This is a genomic window from Salinicola socius (assembly GCF_001937195.1).
GTDB classification, from domain to species: Bacteria; Pseudomonadota; Gammaproteobacteria; order Pseudomonadales; family Halomonadaceae; genus Salinicola; species Salinicola socius.
Genome location: NZ_MSDO01000010.1, coordinates 69,881 through 87,042 on the forward strand (window position 1 = coordinate 69,881; position 17,162 = coordinate 87,042).

15 protein-coding genes are annotated in these 17,162 nt (G+C 62.9%); 9 read left to right on the forward strand and 6 right to left on the reverse strand.

What is annotated here, in order from left to right; all coding sequences use genetic code 11:
* Positions 1-114 precede the first annotated feature (114 nt).
* The 5 genes from BTW07_RS08870 to BTW07_RS08890 all read left to right on the forward strand — a co-directional run bounded on the left by BTW07_RS08870 (position 115) and on the right by BTW07_RS08890 (position 5,735).
* On the forward strand, positions 115-1,374 hold the full coding sequence (locus BTW07_RS08870) for a winged helix-turn-helix domain-containing protein (protein ID WP_075569821.1): 1,260 nt from the start codon (positions 115-117) through the stop codon (positions 1,372-1,374).
* Between the two features lie 154 nt (positions 1,375-1,528).
* Positions 1,529-2,242 carry an OmpW/AlkL family protein gene (locus tag BTW07_RS08875; protein WP_083941702.1) on the forward strand — a complete coding sequence of 238 codons (714 nt, stop codon included), beginning with the start codon at positions 1,529-1,531 and terminating at the stop codon, positions 2,240-2,242.
* A 230-nt stretch (positions 2,243-2,472) separates the two neighbouring features.
* Positions 2,473-4,572 (forward strand): FUSC family protein, encoded by a 2,100-nt coding sequence (locus BTW07_RS08880; protein WP_075569822.1) that lies wholly within the window; start codon positions 2,473-2,475, stop codon positions 4,570-4,572.
* Entirely contained in the window at positions 4,562-4,777 is a 216-nt protein-coding gene (locus BTW07_RS08885; RefSeq protein ID WP_075569823.1) for a DUF1656 domain-containing protein, read from the forward strand. Before BTW07_RS08880 ends, BTW07_RS08885 begins: the two co-directional genes overlap by 11 nt.
* Positions 4,778-4,790: 13 nt before the next feature.
* Positions 4,791-5,735, forward strand: a complete 945-nt coding sequence (locus BTW07_RS08890; RefSeq protein WP_075569824.1) for an efflux RND transporter periplasmic adaptor subunit — start codon at positions 4,791-4,793, stop codon at positions 5,733-5,735.
* A 102-nt stretch (positions 5,736-5,837) separates the two neighbouring features.
* Here the strand turns inward: BTW07_RS08890 and BTW07_RS08895 are convergent, their stop codons facing one another.
* Positions 5,838-6,983: a M42 family metallopeptidase gene (locus tag BTW07_RS08895; protein WP_075569825.1), complete on the reverse strand. Its 1,146-nt coding sequence runs from the start codon at positions 6,981-6,983 to the stop codon at positions 5,838-5,840.
* Positions 6,984-7,102: 119 nt separating this feature from the next.
* Between BTW07_RS08895 and BTW07_RS08900 the strand changes: the two genes are divergently transcribed.
* The gene (locus BTW07_RS08900) at positions 7,103-8,008 is read left to right on the forward strand and encodes a polysaccharide deacetylase family protein (RefSeq protein WP_075569826.1); all 906 of its coding nucleotides are present in this window, start codon (positions 7,103-7,105) and stop codon (positions 8,006-8,008) included.
* 15 nt (positions 8,009-8,023) lie between these two features.
* Here the strand turns inward: BTW07_RS08900 and BTW07_RS08905 are convergent, their stop codons facing one another.
* Both BTW07_RS08905 and BTW07_RS08910 read right to left on the reverse strand, forming a co-directional pair.
* Positions 8,024-9,385, reverse strand: a complete 1,362-nt coding sequence (locus BTW07_RS08905; protein ID WP_075569827.1) for a Na+/H+ antiporter family protein — start codon at positions 9,383-9,385, stop codon at positions 8,024-8,026.
* A 188-nt stretch (positions 9,386-9,573) separates the two neighbouring features.
* Positions 9,574-11,226: an OpgD/OpgG family glucan biosynthesis protein gene (locus BTW07_RS08910; RefSeq protein WP_075569828.1), complete on the reverse strand. Its 1,653-nt coding sequence runs from the start codon at positions 11,224-11,226 to the stop codon at positions 9,574-9,576.
* Positions 11,227-11,475: 249 nt separating this feature from the next.
* Between BTW07_RS08910 and BTW07_RS08915 the strand changes: the two genes are divergently transcribed.
* Positions 11,476-12,732, forward strand: a complete 1,257-nt coding sequence (locus tag BTW07_RS08915; RefSeq protein ID WP_075569829.1) for an alpha-hydroxy acid oxidase — start codon at positions 11,476-11,478, stop codon at positions 12,730-12,732.
* Here the strand turns inward: BTW07_RS08915 and gloA are convergent.
* Positions 12,729-13,262 (reverse strand): lactoylglutathione lyase, encoded by a 534-nt coding sequence (gene gloA / locus BTW07_RS08920; RefSeq protein ID WP_075569830.1) that lies wholly within the window; start codon positions 13,260-13,262, stop codon positions 12,729-12,731. The two genes, BTW07_RS08915 and gloA, sit on opposite strands and share 4 nt — an antisense overlap.
* Positions 13,263-13,598: 336 nt before the next feature.
* On the opposite strand from gloA, the gene BTW07_RS08925 reads away from it, so the two are divergent.
* A complete protein-coding gene (locus BTW07_RS08925) occupies positions 13,599-14,051 on the forward strand; it encodes a C40 family peptidase (RefSeq protein WP_075569831.1) in 453 nt (150 codons plus the stop codon).
* Between the two features lie 263 nt (positions 14,052-14,314).
* A complete protein-coding gene (locus BTW07_RS08930) occupies positions 14,315-14,950 on the forward strand; it encodes a peroxiredoxin (protein WP_075569832.1) in 636 nt (211 codons plus the stop codon).
* Between the two features lie 161 nt (positions 14,951-15,111).
* Here BTW07_RS08930 and hutG read toward each other — a convergent pair whose 3' ends face one another.
* Complete coding sequence (gene hutG, locus BTW07_RS08935; RefSeq protein WP_075569833.1) at positions 15,112-15,948, reverse strand: N-formylglutamate deformylase; 837 nt, start codon at positions 15,946-15,948, stop codon at positions 15,112-15,114.
* Positions 15,945-17,150, reverse strand: a complete 1,206-nt coding sequence (gene hutI, locus BTW07_RS08940) for an imidazolonepropionase (protein ID WP_075569834.1) — start codon at positions 17,148-17,150, stop codon at positions 15,945-15,947. The genes hutG and hutI overlap by 4 nt, the downstream gene beginning before the upstream one ends.
* Positions 17,151-17,162 lie beyond the last annotated feature (12 nt).

Genomic DNA, 17,162 nt, shown 5'->3' on the forward strand with positions numbered 1-17,162 from the left:
TCCAGCCAGCGCCGCGTCGGCGCTGGTCAGTCCCGGCGCTGGTCAATTGCCTCCGCTTGAACGACACTTTCCCGGCAACCTCCCTTGCCGTTTCGCCGAGAAAGTGTCCCTCGCATGTCGTCAGTGATTCCCCCGTTCCAACGCCGTCTCACGCTCGCCCAGGCACGTCGCCTTGCCCTGAAAGCGCAGGGATTCACGTCTCGGTCTCCCGATGCCGTCAACCGGGGCCATCTCAAGCGTCTGCTGGATCGCCTCGGCGTACTTCAGATCGATTCCGTCAACGCGCTGGCTCGCTCCCACTATCTGCCGCTCTTCTCGCGCCTCGGCCCTTACCCGACCGCGCTGCTCGACGAACTGGCATGGAGTCGCAACCGGCACCGGGCCCTGTTCGAATACTGGGGCCATGAAGCCTCCTTGCTGCCGATCTCGCTCTATCCCGCGATGCGCTGGCGCATGCGCCGCGCACAGGATGGCGTCGGCATCTACAAGCATCTGGCACGATTCGGCCAGGAACGCCGGGACGTGATCGATCGCGTCCTGGCCAGCGTGCACGATCACGGTCCGCTCGGCGCCGGCGCGCTGAATACACGGGAAGGCCCGGCCGGACCGTGGTGGGACTGGAGCGACGAAAAGCACGCGCTGGAGTGGCTGTTCGCCGCCGGCGAAGTCACCGTGGCCCGCCGCCGAGGCTTCGAGCGGCTTTACGATCTGCCCGAGAGAGTGCTGCCCGCCACGATACTGAATCAGGCCGAGCCCGATCTACTCGAGGCCCATCGTCAGCTGCTGCGCCAATCCGCCAGCGCGCTCGGGGTGGCGACCGAGAAGGATCTGCGCGACTACTACCGGCTGACACCGCAGGATACGCGTGCCGCGCTGCAGACATTGATCGAGGACGGCACGCTGACGCCGGTATCGGTGGAAAGCTGGCGCCAACCGGCTTATGTCGTCGGCGAGCCACGAATTCCCCGCCAGATCGAGGCCTCCGCCCTGCTCTCGCCGTTCGATTCGCTGATCTGGTATCGCGAACGGACCGAGCGCCTGTTCGATTTCCGCTATCGTCTCGAGTTCTACGTGCCGCCGGCCAAGCGAGTCTACGGCTACTACGTCATGCCCTTTCTTCATGGCGACCGCCTCGTGGCGCGTCTCGATCTGCGCGCTCGCCGGGTAGAGGGCGAGTTGACGGTGCTGGCAGTTCACCCGGAGCCGGACATCACGCTGGATGCGCCGGCATTAAAGGCACTCACGGAGCAGCTCGAAGCGTTGGCCCGATGGTTGGGGCTTCCGCGCATCCATCTGGCCTGCGAACGTCCGCTTGCCCAGAGGCTCGCCGCGCTGTGGCCGGTGGACCTCAAGCGGCGACGCCATCTGCCGTGATGATAAAACCTCTCTTCCTCTCTCTTTGCTTAAGAATACTTTTGCGACAAATAACCACATTAAAAATGTGGTTATTCCGGCGTAGGCTAATCCCGATGTCACGGCCTGAGTCGGTCGTGGCAACCCACCAGGGATCGATCAGGGAACGCCATTCATGAACACGACGCTTCTACGCCGAGTCAGACCACGACATCCAAGACTGCGACATTCCAGACTACGACATTCAAGACCACGACATTCAAGACTACGCCACGTTGGCATCGCCGGGCTGGCGATCGCGACCTCGCTCAGCGCCGGTAACGTCTTCGCTTACGGCGCCGGCGACTGGTTCACCCACTTTGGCATCGCCAAGGTTTCACCCAAGAGCGATAACGGCAACTTCGATGCCATCGGCGTCGACAGGATCGATGTCGACGATGAAAGCGGCTTCGCCTTCACGCTCGGCTATCGCTTTCTGGACAACTGGGGCGTCGAACTGCTCGCTGCCCAACGCTTCAAACACGACGTCAGCCTGGACGGGACGGAAATGGCATCCACCAAGCATCTGCCACCGACACTGACGCTGCAGTACTATCCGCTCGGCGGCACCCAGTCACGGGTTCAGCCTTACGTGGGCGCAGGCCTGAACTATACCCACTTCTCCGACGAGAAGGTCGATGGCGGCAGTCTGGACATGGACGACTCCTGGGGCGCCGCCGCCCAGTTGGGTATCGATCTGCTGATCGACGATCATTGGTCGCTGAATGCGGCCGCCTGGTATCTGGATATCGATTCCGACACCACTGCGACGATAGGCGGCAACGATTACGACACTACCGTGCATATCGACCCCGTCGTGGTCATGGGCGGTATCGGTTACCGCTTCTGAAGCAACCAGTATCCAGATTCGTCAGTTGAAGCCATGGCCACCGATCGGTGGCCTTTTGCGTTATCTACCTTTCACCGTGTCAAATCCTCTGACGCTTTCAGACGTAGCTATAGACATACGTCCAGGACAATGAGATCATTCGCAGCCTAACTTTTACTGCGCTTTGATATCATCACCGCGCTCCCATTCAGTGACTCGTGGATGTCCGCATTCATGAGTCTTGGTCGTTTATGACTCGAATTCCTGCCGATCACTGGTTACTGGCGTTGAGAACCGTGCTGGCCGTCTGGCTGGCGCTGTTCCTGTCGATGCGTCTCGATCTCTACCAGCCCGCCTGGGCCGTTCTGGCAGTCATGATCGTGACGCTGCAACCGGTCATGTTCACCGGCGGCACGCCGCCGATCGGTATCATCATCGGGCGCAGCGTGGCGCGACTGTTCGGCACGCTGTTTGGCGCGATCGTCGGTCTGGTGCTGATCGCGCTGTTCGGTCAGCAGCCGATGCTCTACCTGCTGTTTGCCGGGGCGTGGCTGGCGTTTTGCATGTACTGGGTCATGCTCGAGCCGGATGAGCATATCGGCTACGTGATGATGCTGAGCGGCTACACCGCAACATTGGTGTCGCTCACGGCGATCGGTACCGGCATCGAAAACATCTGGTCGGTGGCTCAGGGGCGGTTCAGCGAAACGGCGCTGGGCATCGGCTGTGGCCTGCTGATGCACGTGGTCATCGCCCCGCGCTTCGGCAGCCGTGCGCTACCGGGCGCGCTGTCTCGGTTCCTCTCCCAGGCCGCCACCGAAACGCTGGCCACACTCGCTGAAAGCCGTCCTCGCGAAAGCCGCGACGCGCAGTTGAAAGGGCTGTTCCAGCATTACCAGCAGTTCGAGAAACTGCGCGGGCTCACCCGCCTGGAAACCCGCCGCCTGAGCCATTTCATCCCGGCGCTGGACCGTTTTGCCAGCGACGGCCTGGCGCTGATCACTGCCGTGCGAGAGCTGGAAACGGCGCTGGACTATTTAAGGGAATGCGACGGCCCGCACGAATGCGACCGCGGCGAATACTGGCTGGCCGAATTGAGACAGCAGGCGCTGCCACTGCTGCAGGCCATCGAGTCCGAACCGGATGGCAAGCCGACCGAACGCCTGTTGCTGGCCGATTTCGACTGGGCCGATGATGCCGTCGCGCCGCGCACCCGCGCTCGGGCGGAGCTGGTTAGGCAGCGCCTGGGCGAAGTGCTTGGGCTACTGCAGCACGGTCGTCGGCTGCGCAATGCGCTCGACGACCCGACCTCGTCGAAGGTCAAGACGTTGCCTCGCGAGCGCCGCTCACGCACCACCCACAACGAGCACTTCGTGGCGCGTTTCAACGCCTTTCGCGTGTTCATCGCCTTCGAGCTGCTGGGTCAGGTCTGGATCCATAGCGGCTGGCATTCGGGCTATCTCGCCATGATGCTGCTGGGCGTCTTCACCATGCTGTTCGCCAAGGCGCCGAACCCGGCAGCCGTGGTGAGCCAATTCCTGTGGGGGTCGATCGCCGCGGTCATCCTGGGCGGTGTCCTGCTCTTTCTGGTGCTGCCGGTGATCAACGGATTCCCGCTGCTGGCCATTGCCATCGGCATCCCTGTCGCCATCGGCACCTTGATGACGCCTCATCCGCGCTGGTCGCTGATGGGCATGGCGGGCGCCATCACCATGATGACGCTGCTCAATCTGCATTCGACCTATACGTTTTCCCCCTCGAGCTACATCAATGGCGGGCTGGCTTCGATCATCGGCACCGTTGCCGCCATGATCACCTATTCGCTGTTCCGCCAGCGCTCGCCCAACGAGCGCATCGAGACACTGATGGCGGCCTACTGGGGCGGCCTGAGCCGGCTGCTGCGGGAGAAGTCGCTCCCCAATCGCGCACGCCTGGAGAGCCGTCTTTACGACCGGCTGGGTCGGCTGGTCGCGCTGGGCGGCAGTGACAGTGTCGTTCGCGAAGCCATCGACTTGAACGCCCTGGCGCTCTGCGTGTGGCGAATTCGGCGTCTGCGCGGTGCGCTCGGCCCCCACCGGTCGGAAATCGAAGCCTGGCTCGACGAGATCGGCATCCGCGTGGCGGCGCGCCATCGGCATGACCCGGCCGTCTGGCGTCAGCTCGCCGATGAGGCGATCGCCTGGGTCGAGCGTCTCTATCGCGAAACTCACCTGCCGATCGCCAGCATCGGGGAAATTGCCATGCTGGGCCATTTGATGCGCGAGGCCCCGGGCGTCGAGCTCGAAGCCCACGCCAAGCATGACATCGATGCGACCACGACACCGACCGGAGACCCCCGACATGCTCACTGAATGGTCATTCCTGGGGTTTCTGATACCGCCGTTGACGGTGCCGGTGCTGGTGGCGCTGGGGCTCTACTTGATCTTGCGCCGCCTATTCGTGCGCCTGGGGCTCTATCACTGGTTCTGGCAACCGGTGCTTGCGGATATCGCGATCTACGCTTTGCTGCTGTGGTCGGTACTGGCCTTGACGGGCTCGCTGCCGATCGCCGAATGAGGAAAAGACCTTGATGAATTGGCCTACCGGACTTCGCAAGACGCTCCGCCTGCTGCTGACCGTGATTCTGGTCATTGCGGCGATCGTCGCCGTCGCCCAGCTCTGGGATCACTACATGCATGACCCGTGGACCCGCGACGGTCGCGTGCGTGCCGATGTGGTGAATCTTGGCACCGATGTCGCCGGACTCGTCGACAGTCTCGACGTGCACGATAATCAGCGGGTGGAGAAAGGCGACGTGCTGTTCACCATCGACCAGCAGCGCTATCAGTTGGCGCTGGATGAAGCCCACGCCAATCTCAACCAGCTGGAACAGCAACGCGACGAAGCGCAGGCGGCCAACAGCCGTCGCCAGCGCCTGAAGAATTACGTCTCCCAGGAGGACAAGGACAACGCCCGCTTCTCGCTGGCCACCGCCCAGGCCGGAGTCGAGCAGGCAAAGGTCGAGGTCAACCAGGCCAAGCTGGATCTGGAGCGCGCCACCGTCCGTGCACCGGTCGACGGCTACGTCACCAACCTGCTGCTGCGCCCCGGACAATACGTGAGCGTGGGGACCGACGCGATGACGCTGGTCGATGCAGAAAGCTTCTACGTGCTGGGCTATTTCGAGGAGACCAAGCTCGACAGCATCGATATCGGCGCACCGGTTCGCGTTCAGTTGCTCTCCGGCGGCGAGGCCATCTGGGGGCATGTCGACAGCTTCGCCCGAGGCATCAGCGACAGCAGCCTGAGCAGCCAGGCCAACGGCCTTGCCTCGGTCAACGCCTCGTTCGACTGGGTTCGCCTTTCCCAGCGGATTCCCGTGCGCATCGCGCTGGACGACATTCCCGAAGGCACCAAGCTCTCCGCCGGCCTGACCGCTACCGTCTATCTCGACAGCGACCGCCACAACCGCGAAGACGCACCCGACTGGTGGAAGCCGATTCGCCAGTGGTGGGAAGGTTTGATCAGTATCTGACCCGTACGCAAACGCCCCGACGATCTCTCGGCGGGGCGTCTGGTCATCGCGGCGAACGCGACACGATCAAAGTCGCTGCCCGTTCAATTACGACATGCCAGTTTAATCGAAGTAGCTGAAAGTCTCGCCGGGTTTGATATCGAGCAGGGTGTGATAGATCAGCTCGATCACGTTTTCGACATCCTGCTTGTGGACCATCTCGACGGTGGTGTGCATGTAGCGCAGCGGCAGCGAGATCAGTGCCGAAGCGACACCGGAATTGCTGTAGGCGAAGGCATCGGTATCGGTGCCGGTGGCCCGCGAACGCGGCAGGCGCTGAAACGGGATCTTCTGCTCGGTGGCGACCTTGATCAGCCGCTCGCGCAGCTTGTTCTGGATCGCCGGGGCATAGCAGATCACCGGGCCGTCGCCGATCTTGTTGGCACCCTCGCGCTTGGGCTCGATCATCGGCGTCGAGGTGTCGTGGCTGACATCGGTGACGATGGCGACATTGGGATCGAGTCGCTCGGCGATCATCTCCGCCCCGCGCAGGCCCACTTCTTCCTGCACCGCGTTGACGATGTAGAGGCCGAAATCGAGCTTCTGCTTGCGCGCCTTCAGCAGCCGCGCCACTTCCGCGATCATGAATCCGCCGATGCGGTTGTCGATCGCCCGGCAGACCAGCTTGTCGCCGTTGAGCACGAAGAATTCGTCCGGGTAGGTGATCACGCAGCCGACGTGGACACCCAGCGCCTCGACTTCATCCTTGGTGCTGCAGCCGACGTCGATGAAGATGTTGTCGAGCTCCGGCGGCTTCTCCTTCGGCCCCTGGCGGCGGGTATGGATCGCCGGCCAGCCGAACACGCCATGCACGATGCCATTGTCGGTATGGATGTTGACGCGCTTGGACGGCGCAATCTGGTGGTCGCTGCCGCCGTTGCGGATGACGTAGATCAGACCGTTGTCGGTGATGTAGTTGACGTACCAGGAGATCTCGTCGGCGTGGCCTTCGATCACCACCTTGTACTCGGCACCCGGGTTGATCACGCCGACGGCGGTGCCGTAGGTGTCGGTGATGAACTCATCCACGTAGGGGCGCAGATACTCCATCCACAGTTTCTGACCCTCCCACTCGTAGCCGGTGGGCGAGGCGTTGTTGAGGTAACGCTCCAGAAACGTCATCGCATCCGGACTCAGCGGCGCCGTGTCCCGTTTCGTCGTCCTGGTGACTTTCGCGGCCTTGGGATTCTTGTCGCTGCTCTTGCTCATGCATCTTTCCTAACGAGTCATGAAGGTGTCTCTAGCTTAGCAGCCTATGAAGCGTGATTGCCTCATCGGTGCTCGTTCGTGTCTACGCTAGAGGTCTCACGCGACTTGGAGAGACAAGGATGACGCTTTCACCGCTACACCACCATCACCGCTTCGGCTACCGCCCGATCACCGATCGTGACAGCTGGCACTGGCCGGGCGAGACCGACCTCGCCGTCTATATCGGCTTCAATCTGGAGCATTACGCGTTCGGCGAGGGGCGCGGTGTCGGCATTGCACCGCCCGCGCCGGCCGGCGAGCCCGACGTACTCAATTACGCCTGGCGCGAGTATGGCAACCGGGTCGGCGCGTGGCGCTGCCTCGAACTCTTCGAATCGCTGAACCTGCCGGTGGGGGTGATCGCCAATACGGCGATTCTCGATCACTGTCCGGCGCTGCTGGACGCCTTTGCGGGACGGGGCGACGAGATCATCGCCCATGGCTACACCAATGCGGAGCGGCAGGGCCAGCTCGGCATCGACGAAGAGCGCGAGCTGATCCGCCGTTGCCGAACGCGCCTGGCCGAGCGCTACGGCCAAGCGCCCGAGGGATGGCTATCGCCATGGATTTCGGAGCGCGAATCGACGCCCGATCTGCTGCGCGAAGCCGGATTTGGCTACTCCCTCAACTGGGCTCACGACGATCGTCCGATCGCCATGCAGACGACTCACGGCGACCTGTGGTCGATCCCCTATCCGCAGGAGCTCAACGACATTCCCTCCATTTCCACCCATCGGGTCGGCATGGCCGAATTCGCGTCCATGATCCACGACCAGTTCCACGAGCTTCGCGAGCAGTCACGTCATCAGCCGCTGGTGATGGGCATCGCGCTACACCCCTGGCTGGTGGGGCAACCGTTTCGGCTGCGCCAGTTGCGCGAGGTGCTCGCCGAGCTGGCCGACTACCGCGAGGCCGAGCGGGTTTGGTGGACGACCCCCGGGGCGATCGCGCGACACGTCTCGGCTCGGTCGCGCCTCGACCGGTAACCGTCTCCTGCCCGACTAGAGCGTCATTGCCGCGATCCAGCCGAAGATCAGCAGCGGCACGTTGTAATGCAGAAAGGTCGGCACCACGCTGTCCCAGATATGGTCGTGCTGGCCGTCGGCGTTGAGCCCGGCAGTCGGACCCAGGGTGGAATCCGAGGCCGGCGAGCCGGCATCGCCCAATGCCGCCGCCGTGCCGACCAGCGCGGTGGTCGCCAGTGGCGAAAAGCCGAAGCTCAGGGCCAGCGGCACGTAGAGCGAGGCGATGATCGGGATGGTCGAGAACGACGAGCCGATGCCCATGGTGATGAACAGGCCGACGAGCAGCATGATCAGTGCCGCCAGGCCCTTGTGATCGCCGATCATCGCCGCGGAGCTCGACACCAGGCTATCCACCGAGCCGGTCGCCTGCATCACCCCGGCGAACCCGGCCGCCGCGATCATGATGAAGCCGACCTGCGCCATCATCCGCATGCCTTCGGTAAAGACGTCATCCTGCTCTCGCCACCGAAACACGCCGCTGACCGACAGCAGCGCGAAGCCGAACAGCCCGCCCAGCACCATCGAATCCGTCAGCAGCTGAACGACCACCGTGCCGATCAGGGAGGCGGCCAGCACGACCTTCTGCCAGCCGCGCAGGCGCCCATCGGCGTCGGCGGCCGGCGCGGACTCGTCATCCTCCCGTTGCCCCACCAGCGCCCGATCTTCATAGCGTCGTTGGCGGCGGTAGCTGAAAAAGACGGCAACGACGAGACCCAGCGCCATGCCGCCGATCGGCATCGCCATGGCCAGCGGCACCTGGGCCGCTTCGATCCGAAGTCCGAACTCCGCGCCGCTGGCGTTGAGATTGCCGAGCAGAATATCGTTGAGAAAGATCGCCCCGAACCCCACCGGCAGCAGCATGTAAGGGGCGGTGATGCCGAAGGTGATCACGCAGGCCACGGCGCGACGATCGAGCTTGAGCCGGTTCATCAGCGTCAGCAGCGGCGGCACCAGGATCGGAATGAAGGCGATGTGCACCGGGATCAGGTTCTGGGAACTGATCGCCGCCAGCAGCAGACAGCCCAACAGCGCCAGCACCACGCGACGCTGGCGCTTGCCGGCGCCTTCGAGATGAAATCGCTGAACGGCGCGTCGAGCCAGCGCCTGGGTGATGCCCGAGCGTGACAGCGCCACCGCGAAAGCCCCCAGCACCGCGTAGGAGATCGCCACCGTGGCGCCGTTGCCCAGTCCGCCGTTGAAAGCGTCGAGAATCCCGTCCAGCGGCATTCCCGCATAGAGCCCGCCCGCGAGCGCTGCGACGATCAATGCAAACACCACCGAAACCCGCGCCAGACTCAACGTGACCATGATCAGAATGGCCAGCACCACAGCATTCATGTATCGCCTCTTTTCAAACCGTGAACCCTGTCTGTCGAGCCTTGCCGCCAGACGAAGCCGCCGATGATATCGACCCAGTCGGTGAACGCCAGAGAAATTCGGAAAAAGCGGATTGCCGCAAACGAAACGGGGCGGCCAACTGGCCGCCCCGTTCGTGATCCGATTGGGCATCGTCTACCAATCAGCACCTAGACTGCTGCAGGGTGCTTGGGATACTCCCGTTCTTCCGGTGGTGTCGGGAAGTACTGGAACAGCCAGGTTTCGCTCACCGTCTTGTTGTCGGCGACGAGATTCAGACGCATGTTGATCGGATCGGTGGAATCGCTGACCGGGTACCAGTCGAACTGGATACGGAAACCCTGGATCTCCTCGATCCACAGAATATCGAGCTGCTTGACCTCGCCTTCGGGTACGTCGAGCTGGGTCTTGATATCGATGTCGTTGTCGTAGAAGTGCTTGAGCTCACCGCCGATGAAATCCACCGCAATGCGTTTGGCCCAGACCTTCGGATAGTGCTCGCCCGGCGCCCACCCTTCGGGGAAACCGCCGATGCCGGTGAACGTCTTGCGCACACGGGCCAGATCGGGCTTGACCGGCGGTTGCGCGCTCCAGTAGAGCTTGTAGCCGTAATTGAGTTCCTGGCCCGGCTCGATCGCCTGCTCGGGTTTCCAGAACGCCACCACGTTATCCATGGTCTCCCCGGTCGTGGGGATTTCGAGCATCTGGATCTCGCCCTTGCCCCACTGCCCTTTCGGTTCGACCCACAGGCTGGGGCGCTTGTGGTAGTTGCCGACGATATCTTCGTAGTGGCTGAAGTCGTGATCCGTCTGCAGCAGTCCGAAGCCCTTGGGATTGTCGTCACCGAAGGTGTTGAACTGGACCCGCGGCGGATTGTTGAGCGGGCGACACACCCACTCGCCATTGCCGAGCCACATCGACAGCCGGTCGGAGTCGTGGATCTGCGGGTGGAAGGTCAGGCACATGTCGCGCTGCTGCGTGCCGCAGCTGAACATGCTGGTCATCGGCGTGATGCCGAGCTGGGCGATCGACTCGCGCGGATAGAGATACTTGTCGATATCCATCACCACGCGCTCGTCTTCGCAATGGATCACGAAGCGATAGGCGCCCGCCAGACTCGGGGAATCCAGCAGCGCATAGGCAGTGAACGTGGTCTCACCGGGCTTCGGCGTCTCGAACCAGAAGCGGGTGAACGCCGGGAACTCCTCGGTCTTGCCGTCGCTGTACGTATTTACCGTCACGCCGCGGGCGGAGAGCCCGTACTGATAGGTGTCATCGACAGCCCGGAAATAGCTCGCCCCCAGGAAGGAGACAATATCGCGCTTGGTCAGCGACGGCTCCTTGAACACCCGGAAGCCGGCAAAACCGAGATCGCCCTGCCCTTCGAGCTGGGAGACGTCGACATCGGCCTTCGAGTAGTCGAACAGATCCGGGCGGAAGTGGATTTCCTTGGCTTTCTGGGTATCGGGATCGATCGAGTACATCCGCACCGGCTGGTTGAACGCCATGCCGACATGGAAAAACTGGATATCGAGCGGCCCATTCATGCTGTTCCACAACGAATGGTCGGGATCGTAGCCGATGGCGTTGTATTGCTGCGGCGTCAGATTGGCCAGCGTCGGCGGCAGTTTTTCGACGGTGCTCTGGTAGGCCTTGGCCGCCAGATCCCGGGCAAAGCCCTGCAACCCATCGAAACTGAAGGACGACGCTTCACCATCGGCGATATCGCTGGCGGCACGCGCCGCCGCGAACAGCGGTGCCGAGGGAAGGCCATACCAGGCAGCCAACGCAATCGCGCTTTTCAGCACACTTCTACGATCCATGAACACCCATCCTTTGTGTGGCGGCAGTCGAGAAGGAAGCATACCCGATCATCACGAATCAGGCTGCACCCGGAGAATCCTGAATCAGACGTTTTCTCAAAGGATGGGTTCCCCAAGCGTTATCGGACCGTCAGCAAAGCGCGAGACGCCTCTCACCCCACCCTTGGTGGCATCGTCGACCGGCGAGACGCGTGCTAACGTCGATCGCAGTGGAACGCTTTGATCCCCCAGCCGACATCGAGAGGTCTCGTGAAACGTCGCTACTCCTCGCACTATTCCTGGCGCCGCGCCCACAGTATCGATGAACTCGCCTGGATGGCGCGCCAGCGTCTTCCCGCCTTCGCCTGGGAGTATGTCCACGGCGGCTCGGAAGACGAGATCACCCTCGGCGACAACCGCCGTGCCTTCGCAGCCTGGGGCTGGCAGCCGCGCACCCTGATCGATGTCGAAACCCGAGACAGCCGCACCCGGCTGCTGGATGGCCCCGCCGAACTGCCCCTGGCGATCGCACCTACCGGCTACAACGGCATGCTGTGGCGGGACGGCGATATCGCGCTGGCGAAGGCTGCGGCCAGTCGCGGCATCCCGTTCACCCTGAGCACGGTCTCCTGCGCCAGTCTGGAGCAGATCGCCGCTGCGGTGCCAGCGGTGAGGCTCTGGTTTCAGCTCTACGTGCTGGACGACGAAGCGGTTCGCAATGACATGCTCGAGCGGGCGAAACACGCCGGCGCCGAAGTACTGATGGTCACCACGGACACCGTGGTGCTGGGACGTCGGGAGTGGGATTCGCGAAGCTATCTCAACCCGCGGCGTCTGGCGTGGCCCTACCTGCTGGACGCCGGTCTGCATCCGCAGTGGGCCTATCGTGCGCTCTGGCCCCAGGGATTGCCGACGCTGGGCAACCTGATGAAATATCTGCCCAGGGAACAGCAGAGCGCCGGCAGCGCCGCCGGCTATATCAATCAGCGCATGACGCGTCGGCTGACCTGGGAAGTGCTGGCCGATATCCGCAAGCGCTGGCCCGGCAAGCTGCTGATCAAGGGAATTCTCAACGCCGAGGATGCGCGCGAGGCGAAACGCATCGGCGCCGACGGCGTGGTCGTCACCAACCATGGTGGACGCCAGCTCGACGGCGCCCCGGCGACCCTGGACGCCCTGCCCGAAGTGGTCGACGCGGTGGGCGATTCGATGCACGTGCTGCTGGATAGCGGCGTTCGACGCGGCAGCGACATCGCCAAGGCGGTCGCGCTGGGCGCCGAGGGCGTGCTGTGCGGACGCGCCACGCTCTACGGCCTGGCGCTCGGCGGCGAAGCGGGCGCGGCCCACGCCATCGATCTGCTCAAGGATCAGCTGCACAACGTGATGGCCCAGCTCGGCCGGCCAACGCTTGGGCAGCTCGATGCCAGCTGTCTGCGCCGCTTACCCTATGCGTCGACCCAAGGCGACTCACCCCAACGCCCGAGCGACGCCTTGCCGGGTGGAGAGACGCCGGGGGATATGCCCTAGCTTCCCAGCCCTTTCGACAGCGAGGGCTGGACGACTTCGATCCAGTAACCGTCGGGATCCTTGACGAAGATCACGTTTTTCATCTTGCCCTGATCCGAACGCTTCTTGAATTCGACGGCGTTGGCGTCGAACCACTGCTCTGCCGCTGCCAGATCCGGCACCGAAAAGCAGATATGTCCGAAACCCTGGGGCTCGGCGTTGCCGTCGTGATATTGCAGTGCCGGATCGTCTTCGCTGCCCCAGTTATGGGTCAGTTCCAGCACGCCCTTCTGGGCAAAGGTGTAGGCGGTACGCTCGCCGTCGTCCTCGGGGATGGCGCTTTCGTCGTCGACCCGCGCCAGGAAATAGAGCGTGAACTGCATCTCGGGGAAATCGAGCTTGCGCAGCAGGCGCATGCCGAACACGCGGGTATAGAACGCGAGCGACACCTCTGGGTCCTTGGCCCGCAACATGGTGTGATTGAACACGAATCCTCGGGTTTCCGTCGGCGCGGCCTGCACGCCGGCAACCTGATCTTCGGCGATAGTCATGGAAGACTCCTTGGGTTGACGATAAAAAGACGGACTGAAGAGAGGGATGATGACGGCGTCGTGAGTGAAGGCATCGATGGGAAGGATGAGGGCACCGGCCGGCCGTCACAAGCGTCGGCGTCGATGCCTGCCATGTCGGCGTCGGATCCGGCCAACGGCTTTGCGCGACCCGGACTCTGCTCTACACTCGGTTGAAACCGGCAAACAGGGCCCACGGGCATGGCGACAGGCACGATCCCCCACCTCACGACGCAATGCGCTGTCACAGCACGCCCCCTTCGAACCCGCGCTTGCCGACCGTCGGCTCTGTCTCGCCTAAGCCTGTTATTCACCGGGATGCTGTTACTGCTGCTCGCTGGCTGCAGCACGCAGAAGGCGATTGTCACCCGCGACGATGGCCCGGCCATCGATGGCAACAACCTCTCCATCGATCGCATCCTGGTGATGTCCGCCGCCAAGGATGCGCTCGGCACGCCCTACCGATGGGGCGGCACGACGCCCAGCGGCTATGACTGCTCGGGACTGGTACAGATGGCCTACGGCAAGATCGGCATCTCGCTGCCACGCACCTCCAACGAGCAGTTCCACGCCCTGGACGAGATCGATGTGGCCCGTCCCGGCGACCTGCTGTTCTTCGGCTCCGGTAGCCACGCCACTCACGTTGGTATCTACATGGGCGATCGTCGGATGATCCATGCCCCCGGCAACGGTCGCACCGTCAGCGTGTCGTCGCTGGACGTCCGTTACTGGCGCAAGCATTATCTGGGCGCCGCAGCACCCGCGAATTGATCCGAACCTGGTGACCGCCGCTGGATCAGCACCGCCATCGCAAGCCGATCCAGATAGCCTTGCAGGAACGCAAAGCGGTCTTACCCTTGAGATATCGGGCCATGGCTACCACGTTGTAGAAACGTCACGGACACATCGCACGAGCGCAGTCGGCATGTCGTTATTGCCATCGATTGTTTCACAGCGCCGCTCGCGTTCGTCATGATACGTGTCTGACTCAAGGCTTCGAACAGAAGTCGCCACTGGCAAACGGAGAATGCGTCATGGCTTTGCAACTCGGCGATACCGCCCCCGATTTCACCCAGGAAAGCACCGACGGTCCGATTCACTTTCACGACTGGGCCGGTGACAACTGGGTCATTCTGTTTTCCCACCCGGCCGACTTCACCCCGGTCTGCACCACCGAACTGGGTGAAGTCTCGCGTCTGAAGCCGGAGTTCGAGCGGCGTAACACCAAGGCGATCGGTCTCTCGGTCGATCCGCTGGAAGACCACACTCGCTGGGTCGGCGACATCGAGGAGACCCAGGGTTGCGGGCTCAACTTCCCGCTTCTGGCCGACGCCGACCGCTCGGTGAGCGAGGCCTACGGCATGATTCATCCCAATGCCAGCGGCACCAACACCGTGCGTTCGGTATTCATCATCGACCCGGCCAAGAAGGTGCGCCTGACGATCACCTATCCGCCCAGCACCGGCCGCAACTTCGCCGAGATTCTGCGCGTGCTGGACAGCCTGCAACTGACCGACAGCCACAAGGTCGCCACGCCGGTGAACTGGCAGGACGGCGACGACGTCATCATCGTGCCGTCGATCGACAACGAGAAGGCCAAGGAACTCTTCCCCAATGGCTGGGACGAGAAGAAGCCCTACCTTCGCGTCACCAAGCAGCCAAACAAGTGATCGCGATGGGATGGCGTCGATAACGTCATTCCATAACGATGCCTTGCAGAAACGACAACGCCCGCGCTCTTTCGAGTGCGGGCGTTTTTGTGACTGGCAGCAGAGTCGGCGAAGAACCGAAGACCAAGGGCGGTGCCGTCGACAAGATGTGGGCGATTGGATCAGCCGATGGTCTCGGGCTCGCGGCGTGGACGCCATACCAGTAGTTCTTCGACCAACGCTATCAAAAGCGCCTGTACCTGCTTGGCCTCTCGTTCCCGATAGGGAAACGTCGTCGAAGCGTCGACCAGCGCCCCCTCCCGAGGCTCTTCCATGTAAGTCACTTGGGAAAGTTCAAGCTGGACGGCGTGCACATCCTTGTTCGGAGTTCCGTAATGTCGGGTAATGAAGCCACCCTTGAAGCGTCCGTTGACGACCCACGAGTAGGATGACTGCGCGGCGCAGACGCTCTCCAGTCGATCGCTCAAGGTTGCATCGCAACTCCCGCCATCGTTGGTCCCCAGGTTGATGTCGGGAAGCTGGCCGTCGAAAAGTCTCGCTACCTGTGAGCGAATCGAATGGGCGTCGAACAGCACCGCGTAGCCGAAACGCCGGCGAAGCCGCGCCAGCTCCTCACTCAAGGCAAGATGATAAGGCCGCCAGACGTTGTCGAGCGCCCAGTCGCGTGCGTCTTTTGAAGGCGCATGCCCGGCCCGATAGAGCGGCTCGCCGTCGAAATCGACCTCAGGAAACAGACCGGTGGTCGCCCCCGCATAGAGCGGTTTGTCGTCTGCCGAGCGGTTCAGATCGACGACATAGCGGGAGTATTTAGCTTGTAGCCGACCGACGCCCTGCGCGTCGAGAAAGTCATAAAGCCGCGGGATATGCCAGTCGGTGTCGATCAACGACAGCCCACGGTGGCTGAGCCCGGCCTCGACTTGTGGCGTCAAATGCGTTCCGGCGTGGGGCATCGATACCAAGACTGGCGTATCCCCCTGGGTCAAATGGAAACTGCTCATGCGGTGATCCTCTCTCCGTGGCGGAAGCGGACGCCTGGCAGTTGCCCCCCCAACCAATAAGCGAGTTCGGCCGGCCCGGTGACGTCCCACGCCACGGCGTCAGCCACTTTGCCAACCTCGAGCGAACCGTGGGTTGCGTCAATACCGAGTGCCTTGGCGGCATGCAACGTCACGCCCGCCAGCGCCTCCTCGGGCGTCAAGCGGAACAGCGTACAACCCAGATTCATCATGAGTCGCAGCGACAGCACCGGCGACGTGCCGGGGTTGAGATCGCTGGCCAGCGCCATCGCGACCCCGTGCTCACGAAACGCGTCGATCGGGGGCAATTGCGTCTCGCGCAGCGTCAGAAACGCCCCGGGCAGCAATACGGCAGTAGTGCCGCTGGCGGCCATGGCACGCGCATCTTCGGCATTGGCATATTCGACGTGATCAGCCGATAACGCACCGAATTCGGCTGCCAGCCTGCAGCCACCCAGACGCGACAGCTGCTCGGCATGCAGCTTCACCGGTAAGCCGAGATGGCGGGCCGTGTCGAATACCCGCCGCATCTGGGCCGGAGAAAACGCAATGCCTTCGCAGAAGCCGTCGACAGCGTCGATCAGCCCCTCCGTTGCCAGTGTCGGCAGGATCGTCTCGCACACCAGCTCGATGTAGTCATCGCTACGCTCGGCGTACTCCGGCGGCAGGGCGTGGGCGGCGAGGCAGGTCGTCTTTACCGTGACGGGCAAGCGCCGTTCCAGCTCGCGCGCCACCTGCAGCATGCGCCGTTCGCTGTCGAGATCGAGACCGTAGCCGGACTTGATCTCGAGCGTGGTAACCCCCTCCGCCAGCAGCACGCGCGCTCGCGCTTCGGCGCGTGCGTAAAGCGTCTCGAAATCGGACTCCCGGGTCGCTCTGACACTGCTGACGATACCGCCGCCCTGGCGTGCGATCGTCTCGTAGTCGGCACCCTCCAGGCGCTGTTCGAACTCACCACTGCGATCGCCGCCGAAGACCAGATGTGTGTGGCAGTCGATCAACCCCGGGGTCAGCCAGCGTCCTCCGAGGTCGTGGCTTGCGTCGAAGTGCTGCTTGGGCAGGTCGATTTCACGACCGATCCAGTCGATACGCCCATCGACGACGATAAGCGCCGCGTCCTCGATGAGGGAGTAGCGTCCGCCAACCATGGTGATGGCGTGACAGTGGGACCAGAGCTGATTCATGGGCGATGGCAT